Raw genomic sequence first — 26,925 nt, forward strand, 5'->3', positions numbered from 1 at the left:
GTCAGACGAGCGACCACGCCACCAGGCGGGGGTCGCCCGGGGTGACCTCGTGCACCGCGCCCGTGACCGCGACGGTGGCGCGCTGGGTGGCGGTGCCGGGGACGGGGTGTCGGACCGGACCGTCGCCCGAGGCGACGATCCCACCCGCTGCCACCGAGCCTGACGGCCGCGACGCCGCCGCGTGCGACGCCACCCAGACCTGCACGTCGCCGGGCTCGACCACCCTGCGCATCCGACGGTCGGTGAACGCGAAGCGCTGCACCGGGACACGGAAGCGGACCCGCACGGACTCCCCCGCTGCGACCGCGACGCGCGCGTAGCCGAGGAGCTGCACCTCGGGCCGGGTGACGCTGCCGTGCACGTCGTGCCCGTAGAGCTGCACGACGTCCTCGCCGTCGCGCACCCCGGTGTTCCGGACCGTCACCGACACGGTGAAGACGCCGTCGGACCGGACGTCCGGGTCGACGACGAGCTCGTCGTACGCGAAGTCGGTGTAGCCGAGGCCGAAACCGAACGGTCGCACCGGCGTCGAGTCCGCGGCGGTGACGTCGGACGGACCGCCGAGCCGCGGGTGCAGGTACGTGAACGGCTGCGCGCCGGCGGACCGGGGCAGGGACAGCGGCAGCCGGCCCGAGGGCGAGGCCACGCCGGTCAGCAGGTCGGCGATCGCCAGCCCGCCGCCCTCGCCCGGGAAGAACGCCTGCACGACCGCGGCCGGGCGCGGCTGGTCGCCGTCGAGCGCCCAGCCGATCGCGTACGGCCGGCCGGTGAGCAGCACCATCACGGTGGGGGTGCCGGTCGCGACGACGGCCTCGACCAGCTCGCGCTGCACGCCGGGCAGGTCGAGCGACTCGGTGTCGTTGCCCTCGCCGACCGTGCCCCGGCCGAACAGGCCCGCCTGGTCGCCGACGACGACCACCGCGACGTCCGAGGCGGATGCGACCGCAACGGCTTCGGCGAAGCCGGCCCGGTCGTTCCCCGTCACGGCGCAGCCCGTGGCGAAGCGGACCGCTGCCGGACCGAGCGCCTGGGCGACGGCTTCGCGGACGGTCGGGATCGCGAAGCCGAGCGGCAGGTCGGGGTGCGAGGCGAGCACGTGGTTGGCGAACGAGTAGCAGCCCTGCAGCGCCTCGGCGCGGTCGGCGTTCGGGCCGATGACGGCGACCGAGGCCCCCGGTGCGAGCGGGAGGACGGGGGTGGTGCCGTCGGCGGTGCCGCTGTCGACGCTGGCGCTGCCGCCCTCGTTCGACAGCAGCACGAGCGACTCGGCTGCCAGCCGCTTCGCGAGCGCCTGGTGCAGCGGGGTGTCGAGGTCGATCCCGGTGGGGGCGTCCTCGGCGAAGGCGTCCGGTTCGAGCAGGCCGAGCCGCTCCTTCTGCCGGAGCACCCGGAGCACGGCACGGTCGACGAGAGCCTCGTCCACCTGCCCGCTGCGGACCCGCTCGACGAGCGGTGCGAGGTACGCGTCACCGGTCGGGAGCTCGACGTCGATGCCGGCCTCGAGCGCCAGCGCCGCGGCCTCGCCACGGTCGGCGGCGATGCCGTGCATGACCTCGAGGAACGCCACCGAGAAGTAGTCCGCGACGACCGTGCCGTCGAAACCGAGCCGGTCGCGGAGCAGGCCGGTCAGCAGCTCGCCGTTCGCCGAGACGGGCACGCCGTCGATCTCGGCGTACGAGTTCATGACGCTCCGGGCGCCCCCGTCGCGCAGCGCCATCTCGAACGGCGGCAGGTACACGTCCGCGACCTCACGGGCCCCGGCGTGCACGGGGGCGTGGTTCCGCCCCGCCTGCGACGCCGAGTACCCGAGGAAGTGCTTCAGGGTCGCGTCGACCCCGGCCGACTGCAACCCGCGCACGTACGCGGTGCCGACCGTGCCGACCAGGTAGGGGTCCTCGGCGATGCACTCGTCGACCCGCCCCCAACGCGGGTCGCGGATGACGTCGAGGACCGGCGCGAGGCCCTGGTGGACGCCGAGCTGCCGCATCGACGCACCGATCGCGGCGCCGACCTGCTCGACGAGCTCCGGGTCGAACGACGCGCCCCATGCCAGCGGCGTCGGGAACGTCGCGGCCTTCCACGCGGCGAGGCCGGTCAGGCACTCCTCGTGGACGAGCGCCGGGATCCCGAGCCGGGTCTCGCGCTGCAGGCGGCGCTGTTCCGCCCAGAGCCAGGCGGCACGCTCGTCGGGTTCGACGGGGCGGGTGCCGTAGACGCGGGTGAACTGCCCGATGCCGTCGCGGGTGATGTCCGCCAGGGTGCCGCCCTGCTGCACGGCCGCCATCTCGCCCTGCATGGGGGCGACGACGCCGTTCTGGTCGAGCCAGTAGCCGACGAGCTGGGCGACCTTCTCGTCGAGGGTCATCTCGGCGAGCAGGGCGTCGGCGCGGGGGTCGGAGGGGGTCGCGGTCGCGTCCGTCGCGGTCGCGGTCGCGGTCGTCGCGGTCGCGTCCGTCGCGCTGTCGGCCTGGAGGCGCGGGTCGCGTCCGGCGGTCCGCGTCGCGTCGGTCGCGGTCACCCCTTCACCGCCCCGGTCAGGCCGCCGACGATGCGGCGCTGGAAGATCGTGAAGAACACCAGCGCCGGGATCATCGACATCGAGGTGAACGCGAGCACCTTGGCGGTGTCGACGGAGTACTGCGACGAGAACGACTGGACCCCGAGCGGCAGCGTGTAGGCGGCCTCGTTGTTCAGGATGAACAGCGGCAGGATGTAGCTGTTCCAGCTGGCGATGAACGCCAGGATGCCGACCGTGACGACGCCGGGCAGCGACAGCGGCACGACCATCCGGAAGAAGAACCCGAGACGGCTCGCCCCGTCGATCGACGCGGCCTCCTCGAGCTCGTCGGGGATGGCGCGCAGGAACGGCACCAGGATGATCACGGTGGTCGGCAGCGCGAACGCGATCTGCGGCAGGATCACGCCGGCCAGGCTGTTCGTCAGACCGAGGTCCTTGACGAGCAGGTACAGCGGGGTGATCGCGACGGTGATCGGGAACATCAGGCCCGCGGCGAACAGGGCGTAGAGCGCCCCGCGGCCGGCGAACCGGTAGCGGGCGAGCACGAAGCTCACCATCAGCCCGAGCACGACGACCCCGAGGGTGGTCGTGACGGCGCTGATCGTCGAGTTGCCGAGCTGCTGCCAGAAGATGCCGCTCGACAGCACGGAGCCGTAGTTGCCGAACTCGAACGGTGCCGGCAGCCCGGCGGGGCTCGTGGTGATCTGTGAGTTGGTCCGGAAGCCGCCCAGCACGATGTAGAGCACGGGTGCCAGGTTGGCGGCGACGAACAGGATCGCGACGACGTAGGTCAGCGGGTTGGCGCGTCCGATCGCGGCACTGGACCGGCGCTCCCGCACGGCCCGGCGCCCGGGGGCGACGATGCTCGTGGTGGCCATCAGTTCTTCCTCTCGGTGAGTGCACCCGCGGTGTCACGGCGGAGCACGAAGCGCTGGTAGATCAGGGCGACCACGAGCGAGATCACGAACATCACGACCGCGACGGCGCTGCCGAAGCCGAAGTTGCCCGAGGTCCGGCCGTTGGCGACCATGTACGTCGCCATCGTCGAGGTACCCGCGGTCGAGGCGATGTACTGGCCCCAGATGATGTAGACGAGGTCGAACAGCTGCAGCGAGCCGATGATCGACAGGAACGCCCAGATGCGGATGGTCGGTCCGAGGAGCGGCAGGGTGATGCGCCGCTGGATCTGCCAGTAGCCGGCACCGTCGATGGCGGCGGCCTCGAACAGTTCCTCGGGGATGCTCTGCAGGCCGGCGAGGAACAGGATCACCGCGAAGCCGATGTACTTCCACGAGATGATCACGAGCAGCGTCCAGATGGCGATGTCGGGGTTCGACAGCCAGTCCGCACGGAGTCCGCCCAGGCCGATGCTCTGGAACAGGTCGTTCACGGCGCCGTTCGACTGGAGCATGAGGCTCCACCCGGTGCCGACGATCACCTCGGAGATGACGTACGGCACGAAGACGAGCACGCGGACGAGCCCGCGGCCGTGCATCTTCTGGTTGAGCAGCAGGGCGAGCACGATCGCGATCGGCCCCTGCAACACCAGCGAGAGCACGACGATGAAGCCGTTGTGCATCAGGACCGCGTGGAACGCCTTGTCCTGGAAGATGATCAGGTAGTTCTGCAGCCCGACGAAGTCGGTGGGCGGGCCGTAGCCCTGCCACTTGAAGAACCCGTAGTAGGCGGCGAGGCCCACGGGCAGGATCACGAACGTGACGAAGACGATGACCGCGGGTCCGGCGAGGACCGCGATCTCGACGCGCTTCCGCCAGTCCGCGATGCGGCGCGTGGTCCGCCGACCGGCGGGGAGCGGCGAACCGCTCCCCGCCGGGGACGTCCCCGCGGCCGTGTCCGACCCGGTGGCCGGAGTCGTACCGAGCGAGGTGTCGAGGGCCATGCTCAGCCCTTGGCCGCAGCCTGGTTGGTGGTCTCGACGATGTCCTTCGCGTCACCCTTGCCGGCGAGCAGGTCGACGACGCTGGTGTTCAGCGCGTTGCCGACGTTCTGGCCGTACAGGGTGTCCAGGTACTGCGAGACGAACGGGGCGTCCTGGTAGGCGGCCAGGGCCGACTTCAGGTAGTCCGAGTCGACGACCGACTGGGCGTCCTTGTTCACCGGGATGGCGTTGAAGGCCTTGTAGTACGCCTCCTGGTTGTCCTTCTGCACGATGAAGTTCAGGAAGTCGGTGCACGCCTTCTTCGGGGCCTGTGCGGAGCAGGAGTTGCCGTCGACACCACCCATCATCGACTTCGGGTCACCCTTGCCACCGTCGGTCGCGGGGAACGGGAACCAGCCGAGGTCGGGCAGCGGCTTGGCGTCCGGCGTCAGCGATGCGATCACGCCCGGGTCCCACGCACCCATGAGCTCCATGGCCGCCTTGTGGTTGGCGAGGAGACCGGCGGAGCTGCCGGCACCCTGCTGTGCCGCGGTGGTCAGGAAGCCGTTGTTGAAGGGCTTGGTGGCGTTGAAGTCCTCGAGCTGCTCGCCGGCCTTCGTCCAGCAGGCGTTGTCGAACTTCAGGGACTTCGCCGCGTCCTCGAGCGTCTTCTGGCTGCACTCGCGGAGTGCGAAGTTGTAGTACCAGTGGGCGGCCGGCCAGGCGTCCTTCGCGCCGACGGCGACCGGGTCGATGTCCTTGGCCTTGAGCTTCGTGATCGCGTCGTTCAGCTCGTCCATGGTCGTGGGCGTGCCCTCGATGCCGGCTTCCTTGAACAGGTCCTTCGAGTACCAGATGCCCTCGGGGAGCACCGCGCCGGGCATGGCGTAGGTCTTGCCGTCCTTCTCGTAGCCGGCGAACGTGCCCGCGCTGATGGACTTCTTCGCGTCGGCGCTGATGGAGTCGGAGATGTCCATGAGCTGCCCGGCGGCGATCATCGCGTCCATCTTGCCGCCGCCACGCTGCAGGAACACGTCGGGGGCGTCGCCGGAGTTGAGAGCGGTCTGGAGCTTGCCGTCCAGGTCCTCGTTCTGGATCGCCTGGGTCTTGATGGTGACGTTCGGGTACTTCTCCTCGAACGCCTTGACCGTCGAGGCCCAGTAGGCCTTGCCCGGTCCGGTCGTCGAGTTGTGCCAGAAGGTCATCGTGACCTTCCCGCCGTCCTCGGAGGCATCGCTGCCCGCCGAGCACCCGCTGGCCACCAGTGCGGTCGCCCCGATCAGCGCGATGGCTGCCGCGGCACGGATCTTCCTCGTCATCGTGGAACTCCTGAAGTGTCGTCGTTGACATGGAGCGACATCGACTGCCGCTGCGGAGAGCATGCCTGCTGCTCGGGGGCGGTGTCAATCGATATCGATAACGTTTTCTTAACCGATCGCAGGGTGTCGCAGCGGTACGGTGTGCACATGGACTCGGCACTCGGCGCGCGTCCCGGTGCCGGCCGGGTGACGATCGGCGACGTGGCACGAGCGGCCGGGGTCTCGATCCCGACGGTCTCCAAGGTGATCAACCAGCGCGACGGTGTCGCCGCCGCCACCATGCTCCGCGTGCAGCAGGTGGTCGAGGACCTGGGGTACGAGACCTCGCTGGTCGCCCGGAGCCTGCGCAGTTCGCGGACCGGGGTCGTCGGCATCCTGGTGCCCGAGTTCGAGCCGTTCTCGACCGAGCTGCTCCGCGGGATCTCGCGGGCGGCCACCGGCACCGGCTACGAACTGCTCGCCTACGCCGGCCTGATGACCGGCGCCGACCGACCCGGCTGGGAACGCCGGTCGCTGTCACGACTGTCCGGCACCCTGATCGACGGCGCGATCGTGGTCACCCCGACCACGGCCCTGTCGAGCTCCTCGATCCCCGTCGTGGCGATCGACCCGCACACCGGGCCCGAGGGTCACGCCACCGTCGACGCCGACAACGAAGCCGGAGCCGTCCAGGCCGTCGAGCACCTGCTCGCGCTCGGGCACACCCGCATCGCGCACCTGCAGGGTCGCGCCGACCTGGCGTCCGCCCAGCTCCGGGCCGCCGGCTACCGTTCCGCCCTGACCGCCGCCGGCATCACCGTCGACGAGTGCCTGCTGCGCGACGGCGGCTACCAGGAGGACCAGTCCGCGGCCGTCACCCGGGATCTCCTGGCCCTCGACGACCGCCCCACCGCGGTGTTCGCGGCGAACGACTCGTCGGCGATCGGTGTGCTCCGCGCCGCGGCCGAGGTCGGGCTCCGCGTTCCCCAGGACCTGTCCGTCGTGGGCTTCGACGACGTGCCGCAGGCCTCCACCACGACCCCGCCGCTCACCACGGTGTCGCAGCCGCTCGACGAGCTCGGGTCGCACGCCGTGCAGATGCTCCTGACCATGCTCCGTGGCGAGCCGACCACGGACCACGTCCGGCTCCCCACGACCCTGCGGGTGCGGGCGAGCACCGGCCCGGCGCCGCGACCCACGGCCGGCCGCTGAGCACCCGTCGTCGTCAGCGGCGCAGGGTCTGCTTCGGGTACTCGCCGAACCGGGCCGCGTACGCCGCCGAGAACCGGCCGAGGTGGGCGAACCCCCACCGTCGGGCGACGTCACCGACGACCCCGGCCTGTGGGTCGAGCTCGAGCAGTTCGCCGTGGACCCGGTCGAGCCGGACCTCGCGCAGGTAGGTCAGCGGCGACACGTCGAAGACCCGGCGGAACGACTCCTGCACCGACCGCACGCTCAGGCCGGCGACCTCGGACAGCTCCTGGACGGTGACCGGCTCGGCGGCGTGGGCGTGGATGTACTCCACCGCGGCCCGCAGCCGGGCATTCCGGGGGAGATCGAGCACCGCGGGCAGGTCGTCGGCCTGCGGCGGGAACGTGTCCAGGAACGCGGTGGCGGCCGACCGCTTGGCCTCGTGCCACGCGTCGGAGTCGGGCCCCTCGGCTCGCAGGGCACGCGACAGCGCCACGAGCGCCTCCTGCCAGCGCTCCGCGGTGTCGGGCTCCGGTACCCGGGTCGGGTCGAACCGCAGCGGCGCCGTCTCGACCTCCAGGTGCTCGTACGCGACGCGGTGCACGTAGTCACGCCCGAAGTGCACCAGCCGCTGGTCGTGGTCCTCGGCCGTGAACACGAAGTCGTCCTCGGGCGGCAGGAGCACGGGGACGTCGCGGCGCAGCTGCATCCGCGCACGCCCGGAGTCGAGCGACGCGGTGCCGCTCGTGATCCAGGTCACGACGTAGTCCGCCCCGACGGGCACCGAGCCACGCACGGCACCGCGGAGCCGCGAACGCCGGATGCTCACCTCGGAGTCGCCGACGGCCGTGTACCGGTACGAGAAGTCGTCGTCGATGCGCCGGACGGACCACCGATCGACACCGTGGACGGCGGCGAGGTCGCGCTCGGCGGCGTAGGGGTCCCCGCCGGCGACCTCGAACCGCACCGGTTCGCCGGCCCGGTCGGCACCCTGCGGGTCCGGGACGGGGTCAGCCACGGCGCCCTGCTCCCGACGCCGCCACCCGGACCGTTCCACGAACCGCGCTATGTGGATACGCTGGGGTGGTGACTGCGGCGTATCGTGACCCGGACGAGACCCGTGCAGAGGGGGCGCTGTCGTGAGCGATGTCGACCTCGACGCAGCGCTGACCCGGCTCGAGGCCGCGGTCTCCGAACTCCGCGGGCGGCTGCGCGACGAACTCGGCGTCTCCGGCGGCGACCTGACGCTGCTGCAGTTCGTGTCCCGCGCCGAAGCAGCGGGCCGGACCGTGCGCGTGAAGGACCTGTCGAAGCACCTGGGACTCACCGGCCCGGCGGTCACCGGCATGGTGGACCGACTCGAGCACAGCGGACACCTCAGTCGCGTCCCGAACCCCGACGACGGCCGGAGCCGGTACATCGAGCTGACCGATGCCGCCCGCCGCGACTACACGCGCGCGATGGACGGCACGAACAAGCACCTGCACGACCTGATGGCCTCCTTCTCGGAACGGGAGCGGGCCAGGTTCGTGCGGATCATCGACCGCATCGTCGCAGCCGTCGATCTCGGCGCACCGAGCCCCTGACGGCAGGGTACGGGCGGTCAGCGCGACGCTCGGACGAATGTCCAGCATACGCAGCTAGGTAAGTTCTCTACCTATCTCCGTATGCCGGACACCCGTCACCCCTTGACGGCGCCGGAGGTCAGACCGGACACGATCGAGCGGCGGAACACGAGCACCAGGATCACGATCGGCACCGTGGCGGCCACGCTCGCGGCGAAGATCTGCGCGAACGGCACCGTGAACTGCGTCCCGAAGAGCGCGATGCCGACCGGGATCGTCCGGAACGAGTTCTCGCTGTTGAAGGTCAGCGCCATCAGGAACTCGCTCCACGATGCCGTGAAGGTGAAGACGCCGACCGTGAACAGGCCCGGCTTGGCCATCGGCAGGATCACGCTCAGCACGGTGCGCCACGCCCCGGCCCCGTCGATCTCGGACGCCTCCTCGATCGTCGACGGGATCCCCTGCAGGTAGTTCCGCATGATCCAGATGGCGAACGGCAGGTTGAACGCGACGTACGGCACGATCAGACCCGGGTACGAGTTGAGCAGCCCGAGGTTGCGCTCGAGCAGGTACAGCGGCGTCAGCACCGCGATCGCCGGGAACACCGACAGCATGAGCAACGAGGTCATGATCGCCGTTCGGCCCCGGATGAACCGGCCGGCCAGCGCGTACCCGGCCAGGAACGCCAGCGCGAGCACGATCACCGTGGTCGACACCGACACGATGACGCTGTTCACCATGTACTGGCCGAGCGCGTTGTCACGGAAGGCCACCACGAAGTTGTCGAAGGTGAACGACTGCGGCCACACGGTGGGCGGCGACTGCCCGATCTCGGACGCCGGCTTGAGCGACGTCGTGACGAGCCAGTACAGCGGCAGCGCCGTGAGCACCGCGATGACGACACCGCTGACGTTCACGGTGTTGACCCACTTCCGCCAGCCCTTGCGCACACGTTGACGGGGCATCAGTCGTCCCCTCCCTTCGCCTGGTTCCGGAACGCCCGGAGGAACAGCAGACACCCGGCCGCGACGATGATCGCGGTCGAGGTCGCGATCGCGGCGCCCGGACCGATGTTGATGTCCTGGAAGAGCACCTTGTAGCCCATGATCGCGAGCGACTGGGTGGCGGTGCCCGGTCCGCCGTTCGTCAGCACGAACGGCAGGTCGAAGACGCCGAACGCCTGCAGGATGCGGAACAGCACCGCGATAGTCAGGGTCGGGGTGAGCTGCGGCAGCACCACACGCCAGAACGTCTGCCAGGTGCTCGCCCCGTCGAGCTCGGCGGCCTCGTAGTGGTCCTCGGAGATCTGCACCAGCCCGGCGAGCAGGATGATCGCGACGAACGGCGTCGTCTTCCAGATGTCCGCGACCATCAGCCCGGTGATCGCGGGCACCGGTTCACCGAGGATCACCGGGGCGTCCCCGAACAGACCGAAGAACCACGTCGCGACGCCGTAGGTGCTGTCGTAGATGTACTTCCACAGCTGCGCGTTGACGATGGTGACGAGCGACCACGGGATGAGCATGAGCGCGAGCATCCAGCCGCGGGTGGCCCCGAGCCGCTCGAGCACCAGCGCGACGAGCATGCCGAGCACGAGCTCGACCGAGACCGTCACCACCGTGTAGAGCACCGTGAACCCGAGCGCCCGGTACCAGTCGGCACTCTGCAGCAGGGCCGCGTAGTTGTCGAACCCGAACGACTGGATGGTGAAGCCCTCGTAGCCGACCTCGACGTCCGCGAGGCTCAGGACGACCGAGTACACGACCGGGAAGATCGTGACCGCGGCGACCACCAGGAGCGCCGGGGCCGCGAAGCCCCACGCACCCCGCGAGCGGATGCGGTCGAGACGCGACCGCCCCGTCGGCCGGGGCGGCGGATCGACGCGCCCCGTGCCTCCAGGCCGTGCCGGCCGTGTCGCGGTGCCGGCGCTCACAGCGCTGCTCCCTGCAGTGCCAGCGAGATGGCGGAGGCCATCGCGCTGGTGCCGCCGTCGACGGACGCCTGCCCACCGAGGATGCTGTTGCCGTTCTGGTAGATGCCCTGCGACACCTTCGGGTAGTAGGCGGTCGAGGTCGGGCGGGGCACGAGCGTGATGCCCGCCGCCGTGTCGTAGGTGGGACGCTCCTGGCGCTTCGCGTCCTCGCTGACGAGTGAGGCGCTCCGCGCCGGCAGGACGCCGCCCTCGCGGGTCAGGAACTGCTGCGCGGTCTCGCTCGACATCCAGCGCGCGAAGGTCAGTGCCGCCGCGGGCTCCTGCGTGTGCGGGTTGATGTAGTTCCCCCACCCGCCGATCGTCGAGTGGTGCTCGTCCATGCCGTCGAACGTCGGCCGGGCGGCCAGACCCACCTTGCCGGCGACCCGGCTGTCCGGACCGTTCGCGATCCCCCACGCGTACGACCAGTTGCGGAGGAACGCCGCACGGCCGCCGGAGAACGCGTCGTTGGTGTCCTGCTCCTGGTACGTCAGGGTGGCCCGCGGCGACGCCCCCTCGGTGATCAGCGAGCGCATGAACTCGAAGGCGCGCTTGGTCTCGGAGCTCGTCGTCTCGGGCTTGGTCAGGTCGTCGTTGAGCAACGACCCACCAGCATCCGCGACGAACTCGGTGACGTTGCAGGTCAGCCCCTCGTACACGTCGCCCTGGAACGCGAACCCGTAGCTGACGTCACCGGTGTCGACGAGCTTCGCGGCGGTCTCGCGCACTTCCTCCCACGACGCCGGCACCTGCAGGGAGTGCTTCGCGAGCAGGTCCTTCCGGTACAGGAAGAACGACTCGTCGATGTAGAGCGGGAACATGTAGTACGTGCCGTCGACGCTCGCCGCGAGCCGGAGCCCCTCGGGGAACTGGTCGAAGAAGTCCTCACCGACGAGCTGGTTCACCGGGGTCGCGAGCTTGTTCTTCGCGAACTGCCCGGGCCACGCGACGTCACCCAGGTAGACGTCCGGCGTGCTGCTGCCCGCCGCGATCTGGGTCGTCAGGCTGGTGCGGTTCGTGTCGGTGTCGCTCGGGGCACTGACGATCCGGACCCGGATGTTCGGGTGCTCCTTCTGGAACTCCGCGATGAGCCGACGACGCAGGTCACCCCCGTCCTTCGAGGCGACCTGGCCGGCCCACCAGCTGATCGTCGCCTCGCCCTCGGGCGGTTCGGTGGGCCAGTCCTCGACCCGCGTGCGCTCGGGTCGGGTGGAGCAGCCGGCGAGCAGCAGCACCCCCGCTCCCCCGAGCATGAACGTCCTCCGGTCGATGGCCATCCGTCCTCCTCGACGTGTGGTGCTGCGAACCTGTGCATCCACACAACCAGGCGGAGCCTGGGCTGTCCGCAGGGATCTGTCGCTTTCGCTGGTGGCTCCGTGGGGCCGGGGCCGACGGCCTGGAGGCGCGTGGCAGGGACGACCCGCGCCTCCGGACCGGCGGGCGGTCAGGCCGGGGCGGGGGCCGTGGACTCGGCGATCCGCAGCGTGCACGGCAGCAGGAAGTGCGGCAGGTCCTCCGAGGTGCCGTCGAGCTGCTCGATGAGGGCGTCGGCGGCCCGCACGCCGAGCTCCGGGCCGGGGGCGACCATCGTCGACAGCCGCGGGTAGTGCTGGTCCGCGTTCGCCTCGGACGACGCGATGCTGAGCACCGAGACGTCCTCGGGGACCCGCCGCCCGGCGGTGTACAGCCCGACCAGGACGCCGGCGGACGAGTCGTCCTTCATCACGAGCACAGCGGTGACGTCGGGGTCCGCCGCGAGCAGGTCACTCGTGGCCTGCCGGCCGCCGTCACTGCCGGGCCCCGCCGTGACGATCGTCCCGGTCAGTCCGCGCTCGAGCATCGCCTGCCGGAACGTCGACTCGACGCGCAGGTGCGGTGCGTACCCGGCCATCGGGGTGCCCTCGAGGTCCTCGAGGACGAGCCCGAACCGCCGGTGCCCGAGGGCCTGGAGGTGGTCGAGGCTGTCCTCGATCGTCGTCTCGAAGTCGATGTCGACGAAGGGCAGCCCGCTGCTGTCGCGGGTCCGGCCGATCAGGGTGAACGGCACGTCGAGGTCGGTGAGGACGGCGACGCGGGGGTCGTCCATCCGCACCTCCATCAGGATGACGCCGTCCACGAGTCCGCCCGACACGAGGTCGTCCAGGTCGTCGCCGGCGGGGTCCACGGGCCAGAGCACGAGGTGGTACCCCCGCTCGGACGCACGCTCCGCCGCGCTCATGAAGAACTGCGAGGTGGTCGGGCTGAAGCGGTTGCCGGTGGTCGGGAACAGCAGCGCGATGATCCGGGTGCGTCGGCTCGCGAGCGCACGGGCGACGACGTTGCCACGGAACTTCAGCTCGCGCATCGCAGTCCGCACCCGCGCCGTGGTGCCGGGGGTCACGTACTTCGTCCCGTTCACCACGAAGGACACGGTGGCGATCGAGACCCCCGCCCGATCGGCGACCTGCTGCATCGTGGCCATGCCGCTGATCCTAGCGCTCGCCGTGTCAGAAAAGCGCTTTACAGGTGAAGCGCTTATCTGTTAGCTTCTCGCCCCAGGAGCACAGCGACGATGACGTCAGCGGCCTCGTCGATGCGTGCCTGTCCCAGCATCCGTCAAGAGAAGAGCTCTGCAATGAAGCAAAGATTCCCCTCCCAGTCGCGCCGGACCCGCGCCCTCGTCGGCGCCGTCGCCGTGCTCGCCACGGTCCCCCTGGTCCTGTCCGGGTGCTCCGGCTCCGGATCGGCCTCGTCGGGCGGCAGCAAGGCCCTGACGATCGAGGACTACTACGACGCGAACTACAACCCGGTCTACAAGCAGTGCGCCAACGAAGTCGGCGCGACGGTCACGATCAACCACGTCGCCGGCGCCGGCCTGATCTCGAAGGTGCTGCAGCAGGCGTCGTCGAAGACGCTGCCCGACGTCCTCATGCTCGACAACCCCGACGTGCAGCAGATCGCGTCGTCCGGTGCGCTGTCCGACCTGTCGGCCTACGGGCTCGACGCCGACGGCGACGTCCCCGGCGTGAAGGCGGCGAGCACCTACAAGGGCAAGCTCTACGGCCTGCAGTCGAACACGAACTCCATCGCGCTCTACTACAACAAGAAGCTGCTGGCGGACGCCGGTGTCCAGCCGCCCAAGACGTGGGACGAGCTCAAGGCCGCCGCGAAGCAGCTCACCAAGGGTTCGACCTACGGCTTCGCGATGAGCAACATCAACACGTACGAGGGCACCTGGCAGTTCCTGCCGTTCTTCTGGTCGAACGGTGGTGACGAGAAGGACATCGCCACCGCGGACGCCACCCAGGCCCTGCAGCTCGTCGAGGACCTGCAGGACGACGGCTCGATGTCCAAGAGCTCGATCAACTGGGCCCAGGCGGACGTCAACAACCAGTTCCTGGCCGGCAAGGCCGCGATGATGATCAACGGCCCCTGGCAGCTGCCGGCGCTCAACGAGAAGAAGAGCCTCGAGTTCGACAGCGTCCCGATCCCGACACGCACCGGCGAGGCCACGGTCGCACCGCTCGGCGGCGAGGCGTTCACCGTCCCGCAGACCGGTGACAAGGACAAGATGCAGCTCGCCGGCAAGTTCGTCGGCTGTCTGCACACGCAGAAGATGCAGAAGGCCCTGTCCGAGGTGAGCGGCAACGTGCCGACGAACCTCGAGGCCGGCGCCGCGTGGGCGAAGGACCACCCGCAGGTCGCGTCCTTCGTGACCACGGTGCAGACCGCCCGCGCTCGCACCGGTGAGCTCGGACCCGACTGGCCCAAAGCCGCCACGAAGATCTACACCGCCGTCCAGCTCGCCCTCACCGGCAAGGCCAGCCCCGAGGCAGCGCTCAAGCAGGCGCAGTCCCAAGAGCAGTAGTCCACGGGGAGCCGGCCGACCGGTCGGCTCCCTCCGGCGACGAGGAAAGGACCCCGGCGTGAGCGCCTCGACACAGACACGACCACGGACGATCCCGCCCGTGACGACACCCCGACCCGGGCAACGACGAGCCCGGTTCCGATCCGGCGTGACCCGATGGCTCTTCGTGGTGCCAGCGGCGGTCTTCGTGGCCGTCTTCTTCGGCTACCCGGTGGTGAAGAACATCGTCATGTCCTTCCAGGACTACACGACGGCGACCTTCTTCACCGGCGAGGCCCCCTGGGTGGGACTCGCCAACTACATCTCGGTGTTCCAGAGCTCGGTGTTCACGACGAGCCTCGTGAACACCGCGCTGTTCACGGCGGGCTCGATCATCCTGCAGTTCGTCATCGGGCTGAGCCTGGCGCTGTTCTTCCGCCGGCACTTCCCGCTGTCGGGCTTCTTGCGGGGACTGCTGCTCCTGCCGTGGCTGCTGCCGCTCATCGCGTCCAGCGCGGTGTGGAAGTGGCTGCTCGACCAGGACAGCGGCGCGCTCAACCAGCTCCTCGGTGTGGTCGGCATCGCCCCCGTGCCGTGGCTGGTCAGCCCGAGCCTGGCGCTCATCGCCGTGATCGGCGTCAACGTCTGGCTCGGCATCCCGTTCAACACGACGATCCTGTACAGCGGCCTGCAGTCCGTGCCGCCGGAACTCTACGAGGCCGGCTCGCTCGACGGCGCCACCGGGTTCAAGGCGTTCTGGTACATCACCTGGCCGAGCATCCGGTCGGTGGTCAGTGTCGTGATCGTGCTCGGGGTCGTCTACACGTTGAAGGTCGTGGACATCATCCTCGGCTTGACCGGCGGCGGCCCGGCCAACTCGACCCAGACCCTGGCCACGAACGCCTACCACCAGTCGTTCATCAACTTCCAGTTCGGCATCGGAGCCGCGGTCAGCAACGTGCTCATCGTCGTCTCGTTCGTCTTCGCGATGGTCTACATCGCGATCTCACGGAAGGCGGTCGACGAATGAGCGTCGGACTCGCGAACCAGACCGTCACCGCCACCCGCGCGATCACCACCAAGAGCGCCCGTGCCCCCCGGCCACGCGGTTCGGCGAAGGGGATCCCGTTCACGATCCTCGGCTGCGTGTTCCTCGCGATCATGGTGTTCCCCGTCTACTGGATGGTGAACACCAGCCTGCAGGCGACGTCCGGGGCCGCCACGGCCACGTGGTTCCCGTTCTCCCCCACCTTCGCCGGCTACCAGGCCGCGTTCGCCCAGCAGGGGCAGAACTTCGTCTCGAGCATGATCATCGGACTCGGCACCGTCCTGCTGACGCTCGCCATCGCGACACCGGCCGCGTACGGGCTCGCACGGTTCCGGATGCGCGGCGGCCGGGTGTTCCTGCTCGTGCTGCTGATCACGCAGATGATCCCGGCGATCGTCATCGCGAACGCGCTGTACACGCTGTTCAACAACATCGGGCTGCTCAACAGCTACGTCGGGCTGATCCTGGCCGACAGCGCGGTCCAGGTGCCCTTCGCCATCCTGCTCATGCGGGCGTTCATGGAGTCGATCCCACCGAGCCTGGTCGAGGCGGCACTCGTCGACGGCGCCAGCGACTTCCGGGCGTTCGTGTCGATCGTCGTGCCGATCAGCCGGAACGCCATCGTCACCGCGGCGCTCTTCACGTTCCTCGGCGCGTGGGGCGACTTCCTCATCGCACTGACCCTGACGTCGACGACCGCGGTCCGACCGATCACGCTCGGCATCTACAACTACATCGGCTCGAACGTCACGGACTGGGGTCCCGTCATGGCGACCTCGGTGCTGGCGTCCCTGCCCGCCGCCGTCCTGCTGATCTTCGCGCAGAAGTACATCTCCGCCGGTGCCCTCGGCGGTGCCGTCAAGTGACGGCACCGGACCGAAGCCGCCACGCATCCCAGCCAGAAAGGCACACACCATGACCACCACCCCGCTCCGCATCACCGTCTGGGGCGAGAACGTCCACGAGCAGGTCGAGCAGCACGTCGCCGAGCGGTACCCCGACGGCATGCACGGCGCGATCGCGGACGGCATCCGCGAGCACCTGCCCGAGGCCGTCGTCCGGACCGCCACCATGCAGGAACCGGAGCACGGCCTCACCGACGAGGTCCTGGCGGACACCGACGTGCTCACCTGGTGGGGGCACGCCGCACACCAGGACGTCGACGACGCCGTGGTCGACCGGGTGCACCGGCACGTGCTCTCCGGCATGGGGCTGCTCGTGCTGCACTCCGGCCACTGGTCGAAGATCTTCGGCAAGCTCATGGGTACCACCTGCACCCTGCGGTGGCGCAGCGAGCACGACCAGGAGCTCGTCTGGACCGTCAACCCCCAGCACCCGATCACCCGCGGGGTGCCGAACCCGATCGTCATCCCCGAGCAGGAGATGTACGGCGAGTACTTCGACGTCCCGACGCCCGACGAGCTCGTGTTCATCTCGGGCTTCACGGGCGGCGAGGTGTTCCGGAGCGGCATGACGTACCGCCGCGGCCTGGGGAAGATCTTCTACTTCTCCCCCGGTGACCAGGACTTCCCCGTCTACCACCACCCGGACGTCCGCCGGGTGATCGCGAACGGCGCCGAGTGGGCACGGCCGGAGCGCGAGCGCGAGATGCCGACGCTCCGCCGCTACGACCTGGGCGAGTACTTCGACGGGCAGCACTACCGCGGCCCGTTCGACGACGCCGAGCCGGAGACGGCCGCCCCGGCGGCCGCCGAGCCCGCGGTCACCGAGCCGGCAGCCAGTGCGCCCGCGGCCGAGCGCGACGGGGCGCAGGCGTGAGCCCCTTGCGCGTCCTGCAGGTCGGCGCCGGCGGGATGGGGCGGGCCTGGCTCGCCACCGTCGCCGCCGACCCCGAGGTCGAGCTGGTCGGCATCGTCGACCTCGACCTCGACGCCGCGCGTGCCGGCGCCGCACACGCCGGCGACCCGTCGATCCCGGTCGGCACGGACCTGACCACGCTGGCCGCCGAGACCGGGGCCGAGGCCGTGCTCGACATCACCGTGCCGGTCGCGCACCACCCGGTCACCATGCAGGCGCTCCGTGCCGGGCTCCCCGTGCTCGGCGAGAAGCCCGCCGCGCAGACCGTCGCCGAGGCGCTGTCGCTCGCGGCAGCCGCCGAGGCCACCGGCAAGCTGTTCATGGTGTCGCAGTCCCGCCGCTACAACGACCAGCTCGTCGCGTTCCGGCAGCACGTCCGCGACCTCGGTGTCGTGGGCGGGCTGAGCACCCGGTTCGCGAAGGCACCGCACTTCGGTGGCTTCCGCGAGGAGATGGACGACGTCCTGCTGCTCGACATGGCCATCCACGCCTTCGACTCGGCGCGGTACGTGCTCGAGCGCGATCCGGTGTCGGTGTACTGCGAGTCGTGGAACCCGTCGTGGTCCTGGTACCGGGGCGACGCGGCCGCCGCCGCCGTCTTCACGTTCGAGGACGACGTCCGCTACGTCTACGACGGCTCCTGGTGTGCGCCGGGTGCGGAGACCTCGTGGAACGGCGACTGGCGCGCCTCCGGAGCCGCCGGCACGGCACTCTGGGACGGCGACCACGACCCGTCGAGCGACCTCGACGGCACACCGGGGTCCCCGGTCACGGCACCGTCGGTGGGACACGAGATCGCCGGGTCGCTGGCGTCCTTCGTCCGGGCCGTCCGCTCCGGCGAGGTGCCGGACGGCGAGGTGCACGGCAACGTCATGAGCCTCACGATGGTCGACGCCGCGATCACGTCGGCGCGCAGCGGGCGCCGGGTCGTCATCGACGAGGTGCTCGAGCAGGCACACCGGGACGCCCTGGCCGCCGAGCAGGACGACGCGGTCCGCGACCGCCTGGCGGCGTGGCAGTCGGTCCGTGGCGCGCTCCGTGCGCGCCTGCCCGCGTCCTGAGACGCGACCGCAGGACGGACGGGAGGCCCGTGGCGACACCGCCACGGGCCTCCCGTCCGTCGGAGCGCGCGATCAGCGCGGGATGACGGAGAACAGGAACTTCTTGCGGACCATGTACCAGGCCAGCAGGATCAGCGCCGTGTGCACCACGAACCCGATCCAGAAGTCGCCCCACGGCACACCGGGGATCGACGCGATCGCCAGGGCGAAGAACACCTGCCAGACGAACACGTACAGGCTCGCCTGCCCGAGCGGGATCCAGAGCCAGCCGATGGCGGCGGCGATGGGCTTCCAGAACACCGTGAGGATCGCGTAGGACACGACCGCGAAGAACGCGATGTCCGCCAGGCGGCCCCACTGCAGGTCCACCCGCTGGTACGCCGTGTTGTACAGCGACTGGTACATCTCGGCCGGGAACGGCACCGGGGTGAACCCGAAGTGGTCACCGGCCCAGACGTAGACCAGGAACGCCGCGTACCCGCCGACCGCGATGCCGACCAGGACCTTGCCGAGACGCCCGGTGAGCGCGCCGACGATCTGCCGCCGGTAGTACCCGAGCACGAGCCCGTGGGTGAACACGACCTGCCAGGTGAACAGGGGGAACACCGCCTCGAACTGCGAGTTCAGCGGGCGGAAGTCCGGGTTGAGCGCCTGGAACACGTAGAGCGCCCAGCTGGCGGCGAGGAGCGCCCACCAGAACCCGCGGCGGATCACCCAGATGAACGCCGGGATGAACAGGCTCAGCACCACGAACAGCCCCATGATGTTGAACGGCCACGGCCCCATCTCGAGCAGCAGGAACTGCCGGATCGCGTACCAGGGCGGCGGGTACGCGAGCAGCTGCATGACGTTCGGGTACAGGTCGTAAACGCGTCCCTCGGCGTCGACCCCGCCGAGGCCGGTGCCCCGGTCGGTGAAGGTCGTGATGGCGTCGGTGTTCAGGAACGGCACGAAGCTCAGCACGAACACGACGGCGATCACCACGAGCGTGACGACGTACTGCTTGCGTGCGCGCTTCCACGCCCCGATCGCCGCAGCCCACTCGCCGAACTTCTTCACGGCGAACGGGTACGTCATGCCGAGCACCATGCCGGACAGGAACACGAACATCTCGGCGCCGGTGATCGCCCCGACGGCGTGCAGCGTCAGGTACGAGTACGGTCCGCCGATCTCGATGTGGGTGATCACCACGGCGAGGATGATGAACCCGCGGAACAGGTCGAGGCGCAGGTCACGGCCTGGCTTGCCGTCGTCGGGGTAGCGCCAGCTCGGCAGCAGCCGCCCGAAGACCCCGCTCAGCAGGAAGACGATCGCCAGGCCCGCGGCCAGCCAGACGATCCACGCCATCTGGTCGCCGCCGGTCTCGTACTCCTGCGAGATCGCGGCGTTGCCCTGCTGCACGGTGACGCGGTCGGTGACCGGGCCGAAGGCGAAGTCCCCGGACCGCTCGAGGTCGGCGCGGAAGGCCTTCGCGACGTCCGGGTCCGCGGTGAGTCGCCAGTCGGCCACGCGGTTGCCGGCTTCGGGCTCGCGGCGCTCCGCCTCGAGCACGGTCATGCCCCGGATCAGCGGACGCTCCTGCACGGCGGCGAGCACCTGCCGCCACCAGCTCCGCTTGACCTGGAGCTCGGCGTCGCCCTGCAGCTCCCGGTTGTACAGGGCTCCGGTGTCGAGCAGCATCGGGCGGTCGTCGGCCACCGCGAACCGGTCGTAGAACGTCTCCGACTGGGGTTGGTCGTAGCCCCAGTCCTCGTCGAACCGCGACTCGACCTCACCGCTGCGGGTGAGTGGCACGGCACGACCGGCGGCCTCGGTCGGGTCGCCCTTGCCGTACGAGAACATCGACAGCCCGACCCAGTCGACGGCCTCGGCCCCCGGCCAGTAGGGGCCGTACGGGTCGTCGGCACCGGTGAGCTGTCCGTCGCCGTTGGTGTCCGCCTTCGCGACGTCGATCACCGACAGGTCCCGCAGCCGCCCGGCGGACTCGCCGAACGGGTAGCCGGCACCGTACCCCGGGGACCACACCATGAGCGCGTCCGACGCGCCCGCGTGCACGGTCGTGGCGAGCGCCCGGAACGCCCGGACGAACTCGGTCGGCTGCTGCCCCCACCGGACCCACGTGCCGTTCATCTGCGGTGCGAACCGGACGAGCACCTGGGTGTCGTACTGGTCGTGCAGGTCCTCGAACACGGAGTTGACGGCGCGTGCGTCCCCGGCGTCGAGCGACCGCAGCCTGCGGTCGGGTTCGAGGCTCACGACGAGCACCGCACCCTGGGTCGCCGCCGCGCGCGCCGACCGGAGGAGTTCCTGCTTGGCCGGGCCGTCGAGCGGGTAGTCGACGGAGACGCCGTACATCGACGGCGTCGCGCCGAGCCGTCCCTCGTAGCCCTCGGGCGAGTCACTCGCCCAGTCGAGGTCGGGGCCGAACCACGTCGAGCCCCCCGCCGGCTCGACGGCGGCGGCCCGCTGCACGGGTGACGCCGACGCCGCGGACGCCGCGGACGCCGCGGACGCGGGCAGCGCACCACCGAGCAGGAGCGTGGCGATCGTGACGAGGAGGGCGAGAGCGCGGGCCACCTGCTGCTTCACCGGTCGCACGCGAGGATCCAGACGTTGTGGCCGGACTCGTGCCGGTGCTCGAGCCGGTCGAGCGCGGCGATCGCGAGCGCCAGCCCACGCCCGCTCTCCTGCTCGACGTCGGCCATGGTGACGGCGCTCAGGTCGATGTCGACGGGCATCCCGTTGTCGGTCAGCACCGCGGTCAGGGCCTGGTCGGTGGCCTGGAGGCGCACGGAGTACCGGCGCCCGGTCCCCCGGTCGGCGCGGACGGTGTGCTCGACGATGTTCGCGGCGACCTCGGCCAGGGCGGTCTCGAGTGCGAAGCGGAGCCGCACGTCGTCGATGCCGAGCCCGTCCCACCACGCGGCGAAGCGGTCCTGCACCTCGTTGAGGGAGTCGGGCGTCGCGGCGACCTCGAACGTGGTCTCGGTGCTCACAGGGGCCCTCCGGCGGTGCTCGACTCGTGTTCGGACTGTGCGGGGGTGGCCGGGCCGCGGTACCGGACCGCGCGGATGACGATGCTGAAGATGAACAGGTCGAAGACGACCCACGCGGTGTTGACGAGCGGCGCGATCCCCTCGGCCTGACCGGTCAGGTACCGGATGACGATCATCACCAGGGCGGCGACCAGGGCACCCATCGCCCAGAGCTGCGGCTTGACCAGGTCCCACCGCGGCTTCTGCTCGGTCTCGTCGCGCACCTTCGGGGTGACGCGGAACCCGAGCGGCTTGCCCCGGAAGACGTTCTGGAACGCGCTGGTCACCGACTCGATCCAGATCGGGAACAGGGCGAGCGAGTACTGCTGCCCGCGCCAGGTCGGTCTGCCGGCGGCCACCACCCAGAACAGCAGCTGGTTGCACACCAGGAACGGGATGAGCCGGGCGAAGAAGTCGACGCTGTAGGCCTGCACGGGCACGACCCCGAACGACAGGCAGAGCACCGGCGCCGCGATGTAGACGATCGCGGCGAACCCCGACAGGTAGCTCCACATCGTCGAGAAGTACATGAGCCGCTGCCCCCACGACAGCCCCTTCTGCACCAGGGGGTTCTCACGGAAGAACACCTGCATGGTGCCCTGCGCCCAGCGCAGTCGCTGCACGAGCATCGTCGGCAGGTCCTCGGGGGCCAGGCCCGTCGCCAGGATCTCGTCGTGGTACGCCGACTTCCAGCCGAGGCCGTGCAGGCGCATCGCGGTGGCCATGTCCTCGGTCACCGAGATCGTCGCCAGCGGCATGATCGGCTGGGCCTCGTCGTCACGGTTGACGTCGAGGGCACGGGCGAGCACGGCGATCGACTCGATGGCGGCGACCGGCGAGGCCTCACGCCGCCCGAGCACGTCGAGGGCGGCGTCGTCGAGTCCGGCGAAGGTGTTCGCGTCGGTGGACATCGCCGCGAGCTCCTGCAGGTCGTTCCGCACCGATTCGAGGTCGGCGGCGGCGAACCGGAACGCGATGGCGTCGATCCCCCGCTGGAACGCGTAGGTCACGTCGCCCAGGGGTTCGCCGGACCGGACCTGCTCGCGTGCGCGGTCGACCACGCCCTCGGCGTCGTCGAGGGCATCGAGCACGCGCGGGTCGGTCTCGGTCTCGCGGGAACGGGCGAGGAGCTTGCGCGAGGTGGCGAGGGTGCGCTGCACGGACGCCTCGACCTCGGCCACGTAGCGCGAGATGCCGAGCTGCATGAGTGCCTCACGCCGCAGGATCGCGTTCGACCCGCAGAAGAACGCGGCGTTCCAGCCGTCCTTCGACTGCTGGATCGGGCCGTAGAAGAGCGGCGCCTGGCTACCGAGGGGGTCGGCAGCGGGGACGTTCTCGAACCACTGCGGCGTCTGCACGAGCGCCATCTGCGGGTCCTTGAAGTAGCCGAGGGTGCGGTCGAGAATCGCCGGGTCCGGCACCTGGTCGGCGTCGAGGATGAGCAGGAACTCGCCCTGGGTCGCGAGCAGGGCGTTGTTGAGGTTGCCGGCCTTCGCGTGCCGTGGCCGGTCCACCCAGTCGGCGCCGCGCGTGATGACGCCGATGCCGAGCGCTTCGGCCGCCGCGCGCATCTCGGGGCGGTTGCCGTCGTCGAGGATCCAGGTGGTGTGCGGGTGCGTGATCGCCTTCGCCGCGCGGGCGGTGCGCTCCACCAGGTCGACCGGCTCGTTGTAGGTCGTGATGAAGACGTCGACGGTGACGTCGGTGGACGGCTTCGCCGGCGGTTCGCCGCGCTCCCGGAGCCGCCAGGCCCCGAGCGCGAAGAGCAGCGAGTCGATGACGCTGTAGGTCTCGGCGAGGATCAGCGGCACCGCGATCCACCACGAGTGCCAGTTCACCGAGGCCGCCCAGCGCCACACGATGTAGTTCACCCCGGCGAGGGACGCCAGGAGCGCCACGGTCCGCACGGTGACCAGGCGCCGGCGGGCCGTTCCGGTGGTGAGTCGGCGGCGGTCCTGTCGGCTGACGTCGAGCGCGGTCACCGGGTCGCCCCGACCGTGGTGCCGTCGCACGTGCTGCGTCGCAAGCATGCCTCCTGATCCGCGGGCCCCGGCCGCAGCGCACGCCCGAGAGTGGTTCCGTCCGGCAGCTGACCCGGGGGCCACCGTGCCGGTCGTCCGCTTCGGTCGTCGGGCACGACCTGGGCGTGACGACCTGTCTACCGCACGGGTGGGGAGTCTGTCAGGTTGCTCACCCGATCTGGGGACACGGCGTCTCAGAAGACGGCGGTGAACCCCAGGTCGTCGGCCAGGCGTGCGATGACCTGGTCGAAGTACGCCGCACCGTCGGACACGGACCCCACGAAGTGCCCGAAGAGCTCGAACGAGATCGTCCCGAACACCGTCGTCCAGGCCATCAGCGTCCGGACCAGGACCTCGTCGGGCAGGGAGATGCCGAACGAGCGCAGGGTGGCGACCCCGTCCGCGACGGCGGGACCGGCCACCCCGGGAGCCGCCGTGGGCGCGGTGGGTGATCCGGGCCTCCCGGCCGTCCCCGGCGTCGACGTGACGGGCGAGCCCGACGTACCCGATCCGCCCGACGCACCCGACGCACCGGGCGCACCGGAGCCGACGGCGTCCGCGACCACGCGCACCAGGGCGAGCGTCGTCCGTGTCGCGGGTGCGACCGTCTCGCGCGGCGCGGCGTAGCCCGGTACCGGCGAGCCGAAGAGCAACGCGAAGTCCCCCGGGTGCGCGATCGACCAGTCACGGATCGCCCGGCACATCGCGACCCAGCGCGACCCGGCATCGGGTCCGGCTGCCGCACCGGCGGCCTCGACCGCGGCACCGAGCTCGTCGTAGTCGGTGATGAGCAGGGCGGTCAGCAGGTCGTCGCGGCTCGGGAAGTACCGGTACACGGCTGACGAGACCATCCCGACGTCACGGGCGACGGCACGCAGGCTCAGGGCCGCCGGACCTTCGTCGGTCAGACGGGTGCGTGCCGCGGCCAGGATGTCGGCCGTGACCGTCTGCCGTGCGAGCGCTCGGGCGGTGGGTGCCATCCGTCGATCCTGGCACGAGAGAGCAGCGCACACAAAGGAGAGCAGTGCTCTTGCTTTTCCGCACAGGAGCGGTCATGCTCGCTTCCGAGAGCACTGCTCTCGCATCGACCAGGAAGCAGGAGACCATGTCCCACCACATCGTGATCGGCGCCGGCCCGGTCGGCCGCCACGTCGCCGGACTCGTGAACGCCCGGGGCGACCGCGTCACCGTCGTCTCCCGCTCCGGGCGCAGCACCGGCGTCGCCGGGGTCGAGCACCTCGCGCTCGACGCCTCCGACGCCGACGCGCTCACCCGCGCCGCCGAGGGAGCGGCCGTCCTGTACAACTGCGCGAACCCCGGCGACTACACGCAGTGGGAACGCACCTGGCCCCCGCTCGCCGCAGCGCTGCTCACCGCGGCCGAACGGACCGGTGCGACGTACGCCATCACCGGGAACCTGTACCCGTACGGCCCGGTCGACGGACACATGCGCGCCGGACTGCCCGACGCGGCCACGGACCGCAAGGGCGTGCTCCGGGCGCGGATGTGGGCCGACGCCCTCGCCGCGCACGACGCGGGCCGGATCCGCGCCGTCGAGGTCCGCGCCTCGGACTACCTGGGGCCCGGGATCGGCGCGAACGGGCACGTCACGCGCGTGCTGCCGGCGGCACTGCGGGGCCGGGCGGTGTGGATGGTCGGCCGCACGGACCTGCCGCACACCTTCACCGACGTGCTCGACGTCGCCCGGACCCTCGTGGCCGCCGCCGAGGACGAGAGCGCCCACGGCCGCACGTGGATGGTGCCGAGCAACCCCGCGCGAACGCAGCGCCAGGCCCTCACCGACGTCCTCGCGGCGACGGGGAAGCCCGCGGTGCCGGTACGCCGGATGCCCGCGGCCCTGTTCCGCGTCGGCGGGCTCGTGTCGCCGATGATGCGCGAGCTGGCCGACCTGACCTACCAGTGGACCGCGCCGTACGTGGTCGACGACGCCGAGAGCCGCACCCGCTTCGGCATCGAGCCGACCCCGTGGGACGAGGTGTGCCGCCGCACGGCCGCCGGCGTGGCCTGACCGCGAGCCACACACGGAAGGGGGTAGGACGCACCATTGCGTCCCACCCCCTTCCGCCTCGCACCGCCGGTCAGATCACCAGCAGCCTCGAGTACTGCGCCACGTCGAGCTGCTGCGCAGCTCCACCCGCGGCGGGGACCTTCCACAGCCCGACCGAGGGGCCGCTCTCGATCGAGACGAACACGTCCCCGTCGGCGGAGGCGGCACCCAGGTGCTCGCCACGCGACCCGGCGGTCAGCCCGGTCACCGGCACGGTCGACGTCCCGCCGCTGCCCACCACGAGCTTGTCCGGGATGCCGCGGTCGATCGTGCACCCGCCCGGCCGGTACTCCGACGGGGCGGGGCAGAACTGCGCCGACTGCAGGAGCGAGAAGCCATCGGCGTTCGCGGCGGCGTAGTCGAACGCGTACCGCGGTTCGATCTTCGTCAGTTCGGTCGCCCCGGGCTTGAGCTGGTACCAGATCCACGACCCGGCGGCACCGGTCGATCGGATGTCGACGTAGACGTTGCCCTGCGAGTCCGCGAGCACACCGGCGGGGTAGCCGACGATCATGCCGCTCGGCCCGGTGAACGTGCGGGGTGCGATGCCGGTGCCCTTGACGTACGGCTGGCTGACCGTTCCGCCGAGCACGACGACCTTGCCGTCCGGGGTGACCGTCCAGAAACGCTGATCACTCCCGACGGCTTTGCCACCCAGGTCGAGCACGACCTTCGGGGTCGAGGTGCCGACGGACAGCTTCTGCACCGCACCGGTCACCGAGTCCACCCAGTACAGGTTGCCGGCGACGTCCGCCCGCAGGTCCGGGGTCAGGTGCAAGCCGGACGCGATGATCGAGATCCCGCCGCCGTCGGCCGGGTGCAGCAGGATCGCGGTGCCGTCCGCCGTCGGGGTGAACACGTCACCGTCGGCATTCGCGGCGAAGCCCTCGACGTCTCTCGCGACGACGGTCTTCGCACCGCTGCCGGAGTCCGCGAACCGCACGACATCACCGTTGCCGTCGAGCCCGAACAGCGACTGCGTCTCCGGCTCGGGTGCGGGTGGTGCCGTCCAGCGCAGCGTGATCGTGCGGCCGGTCCCCCGGTGTCCGAGGGCACGGAGCGAGAACCGGTACGTGGTCGCGGGCGAGAGCTCGTCGAAGCGGTCGGAGCGGGCACGCTGGTGGAGTCGGTCGACCTGACGGTCGTGCCGGTTCGCGACGGCGGCGACCGCGACCTTCCAGCCCGTCACCTTCGCGCCGTGCTTCGGGCCACGCCACGTCAGCGTGGCGCTGTCGGCGTCGCCGGTGACGCGGACGGCGGTCGGTGCTCCCGGCACCGACGACCAGGAGGTGTGCGCCGTCGCAGGCGCCACACCTCCGAAGACGAGCGCCGCGGCGGCGACCGCGGTGATGAGTGCTCGGTGCACGATGTTCCCCTGCCTTCTCCGCGGCTCCCTGCGTCACGGCTCCGGGTATCACAGCACCGTGCCGACCGCAGGGGAACGGTTGCGGGCGGGATGTGCGGTTCCCCGCACCGCAAGATGCCGCCTGGTACCCCCGCACACGCCGTCGTGTTCCCGAGACGCCGCGGAATCCGGCGGCGTCTCGCCGACTCGGCGGCGTGGAAGCGACACGACGGCGTCTCGCGGGCCCGGAACGCGCACCGACGACGGACGGGAGGCACGG

22 protein-coding genes are annotated in these 26,925 nt (G+C 70.6%); 8 read left to right on the plus strand and 14 right to left on the minus strand.

The window, feature by feature from the left end:
* Nucleotide 1: 1 nt before the first annotated feature.
* From H489_RS26665 to H489_RS26680, 4 genes are all read right to left on the minus strand, one after another.
* Complete coding sequence (locus H489_RS26665) at nucleotides 2-2,365, minus strand: glycoside hydrolase family 3 N-terminal domain-containing protein (protein ID WP_081612255.1); 2,364 nt, start codon at nucleotides 2,363-2,365, stop codon at nucleotides 2-4.
* A 149-nt stretch (nucleotides 2,366-2,514) separates the two neighbouring features.
* Nucleotides 2,515-3,396 carry a carbohydrate ABC transporter permease gene (locus H489_RS26670; protein WP_017886791.1) on the minus strand — a complete coding sequence of 294 codons (882 nt, stop codon included), beginning with the start codon at nucleotides 3,394-3,396 and terminating at the stop codon, nucleotides 2,515-2,517.
* Entirely contained in the window at nucleotides 3,396-4,418 is a 1,023-nt protein-coding gene (locus H489_RS26675; RefSeq protein ID WP_017886792.1) for a carbohydrate ABC transporter permease, read from the minus strand. Before H489_RS26675 ends, H489_RS26670 begins: the two co-directional genes overlap by 1 nt.
* Before the next feature lie 2 nt (nucleotides 4,419-4,420).
* Nucleotides 4,421-5,716: an ABC transporter substrate-binding protein gene (locus H489_RS26680; protein ID WP_017886793.1), complete on the minus strand. Its 1,296-nt coding sequence runs from the start codon at nucleotides 5,714-5,716 to the stop codon at nucleotides 4,421-4,423.
* 147 nt (nucleotides 5,717-5,863) lie between these two features.
* On the opposite strand from H489_RS26680, the gene H489_RS26685 reads away from it, so the two are divergent.
* The gene (locus H489_RS26685) at nucleotides 5,864-6,907 is read left to right on the plus strand and encodes a LacI family DNA-binding transcriptional regulator (protein WP_031259519.1); all 1,044 of its coding nucleotides are present in this window, start codon (nucleotides 5,864-5,866) and stop codon (nucleotides 6,905-6,907) included.
* Between the two features lie 13 nt (nucleotides 6,908-6,920).
* Here the strand turns inward: H489_RS26685 and H489_RS36750 are convergent, their stop codons facing one another.
* Nucleotides 6,921-7,904, minus strand: coding sequence for an AraC family transcriptional regulator (locus H489_RS36750; RefSeq protein WP_017886795.1), 984 nt, complete (start codon nucleotides 7,902-7,904; stop codon nucleotides 6,921-6,923).
* Nucleotides 7,905-8,025: 121 nt separating this feature from the next.
* Here H489_RS36750 and H489_RS26695 point away from each other — a divergent pair, with 121 nt between their 5' ends.
* A complete protein-coding gene (locus tag H489_RS26695; RefSeq protein WP_017886796.1) occupies nucleotides 8,026-8,472 on the plus strand; it encodes a MarR family winged helix-turn-helix transcriptional regulator in 447 nt (148 codons plus the stop codon).
* A 95-nt stretch (nucleotides 8,473-8,567) separates the two neighbouring features.
* Here the strand turns inward: H489_RS26695 and H489_RS26700 are convergent, their stop codons facing one another.
* The 4 genes from H489_RS26700 to H489_RS26715 form a co-directional block, all read right to left on the minus strand.
* The gene (locus H489_RS26700) at nucleotides 8,568-9,416 is read right to left on the minus strand and encodes a carbohydrate ABC transporter permease (RefSeq protein WP_027464448.1); all 849 of its coding nucleotides are present in this window, start codon (nucleotides 9,414-9,416) and stop codon (nucleotides 8,568-8,570) included.
* Nucleotides 9,416-10,384, minus strand: a complete 969-nt coding sequence (locus H489_RS26705) for a carbohydrate ABC transporter permease (protein WP_017886798.1) — start codon at nucleotides 10,382-10,384, stop codon at nucleotides 9,416-9,418. The genes H489_RS26700 and H489_RS26705 overlap by 1 nt, the downstream gene beginning before the upstream one ends.
* Complete coding sequence (locus H489_RS26710; RefSeq protein ID WP_017886799.1) at nucleotides 10,381-11,700, minus strand: ABC transporter substrate-binding protein; 1,320 nt, start codon at nucleotides 11,698-11,700, stop codon at nucleotides 10,381-10,383. The genes H489_RS26705 and H489_RS26710 overlap by 4 nt, the downstream gene beginning before the upstream one ends.
* Before the next feature lie 167 nt (nucleotides 11,701-11,867).
* Nucleotides 11,868-12,884, minus strand: a complete 1,017-nt coding sequence (locus tag H489_RS26715) for a LacI family DNA-binding transcriptional regulator (protein ID WP_017886800.1) — start codon at nucleotides 12,882-12,884, stop codon at nucleotides 11,868-11,870.
* Between the two features lie 153 nt (nucleotides 12,885-13,037).
* Between H489_RS26715 and H489_RS26720 the strand changes: the two genes are divergently transcribed.
* The 5 genes from H489_RS26720 (at nucleotide 13,038) to H489_RS26740 (ending at nucleotide 18,176) form a co-directional block, all read left to right on the plus strand.
* A complete protein-coding gene (locus H489_RS26720) occupies nucleotides 13,038-14,270 on the plus strand; it encodes an ABC transporter substrate-binding protein (protein ID WP_031259521.1) in 1,233 nt (410 codons plus the stop codon).
* Nucleotides 14,271-14,418: 148 nt separating this feature from the next.
* Entirely contained in the window at nucleotides 14,419-15,279 is an 861-nt protein-coding gene (locus H489_RS26725; protein ID WP_017886802.1) for a carbohydrate ABC transporter permease, read from the plus strand.
* Nucleotides 15,276-16,163 (plus strand): carbohydrate ABC transporter permease, encoded by an 888-nt coding sequence (locus H489_RS26730; RefSeq protein ID WP_017886803.1) that lies wholly within the window; start codon nucleotides 15,276-15,278, stop codon nucleotides 16,161-16,163. Before H489_RS26725 ends, H489_RS26730 begins: the two co-directional genes overlap by 4 nt.
* A gap of 49 nt (nucleotides 16,164-16,212) precedes the next feature.
* Nucleotides 16,213-17,076 (plus strand): ThuA domain-containing protein, encoded by an 864-nt coding sequence (locus H489_RS26735; RefSeq protein ID WP_017886804.1) that lies wholly within the window; start codon nucleotides 16,213-16,215, stop codon nucleotides 17,074-17,076.
* A gap of 5 nt (nucleotides 17,077-17,081) precedes the next feature.
* Nucleotides 17,082-18,176, plus strand: a complete 1,095-nt coding sequence (locus tag H489_RS26740; protein WP_017886805.1) for a Gfo/Idh/MocA family protein — start codon at nucleotides 17,082-17,084, stop codon at nucleotides 18,174-18,176.
* A gap of 72 nt (nucleotides 18,177-18,248) precedes the next feature.
* On the opposite strand, the gene opgC is transcribed toward H489_RS26740, so the two are convergent.
* The 4 genes from opgC to H489_RS26760 all read right to left on the minus strand — a co-directional run bounded on the left by opgC (nucleotide 18,249) and on the right by H489_RS26760 (nucleotide 24,212).
* Nucleotides 18,249-20,765: an OpgC domain-containing protein gene (gene opgC / locus H489_RS26745; protein WP_152427222.1), complete on the minus strand. Its 2,517-nt coding sequence runs from the start codon at nucleotides 20,763-20,765 to the stop codon at nucleotides 18,249-18,251.
* A complete protein-coding gene (locus H489_RS26750; protein ID WP_017886807.1) occupies nucleotides 20,762-21,172 on the minus strand; it encodes an ATP-binding protein in 411 nt (136 codons plus the stop codon). The genes opgC and H489_RS26750 overlap by 4 nt, the downstream gene beginning before the upstream one ends.
* Nucleotides 21,169-23,241 (minus strand): glycosyltransferase, encoded by a 2,073-nt coding sequence (locus tag H489_RS26755; protein ID WP_017886808.1) that lies wholly within the window; start codon nucleotides 23,239-23,241, stop codon nucleotides 21,169-21,171. The genes H489_RS26750 and H489_RS26755 overlap by 4 nt, the downstream gene beginning before the upstream one ends.
* Nucleotides 23,242-23,426: 185 nt before the next feature.
* A complete protein-coding gene (locus H489_RS26760) occupies nucleotides 23,427-24,212 on the minus strand; it encodes a TetR/AcrR family transcriptional regulator (protein WP_017886809.1) in 786 nt (261 codons plus the stop codon).
* 125 nt (nucleotides 24,213-24,337) lie between these two features.
* Here H489_RS26760 and H489_RS26765 point away from each other — a divergent pair, with 125 nt between their 5' ends.
* A complete protein-coding gene (locus H489_RS26765; protein ID WP_031259530.1) occupies nucleotides 24,338-25,261 on the plus strand; it encodes an NAD-dependent epimerase/dehydratase family protein in 924 nt (307 codons plus the stop codon).
* Nucleotides 25,262-25,331: 70 nt separating this feature from the next.
* Here H489_RS26765 and H489_RS26770 read toward each other — a convergent pair whose 3' ends face one another.
* On the minus strand, nucleotides 25,332-26,666 hold the full coding sequence (locus tag H489_RS26770; protein ID WP_017886811.1) for a fibronectin type III domain-containing protein: 1,335 nt from the start codon (nucleotides 26,664-26,666) through the stop codon (nucleotides 25,332-25,334).
* Between the last annotated feature and the right edge of the window lie 259 nt (nucleotides 26,667-26,925).

The sequence above is a fragment of the Curtobacterium flaccumfaciens UCD-AKU genome, from assembly GCF_000349565.1.
Classification (GTDB): domain Bacteria; phylum Actinomycetota; class Actinomycetes; order Actinomycetales; family Microbacteriaceae; genus Curtobacterium; species Curtobacterium poinsettiae.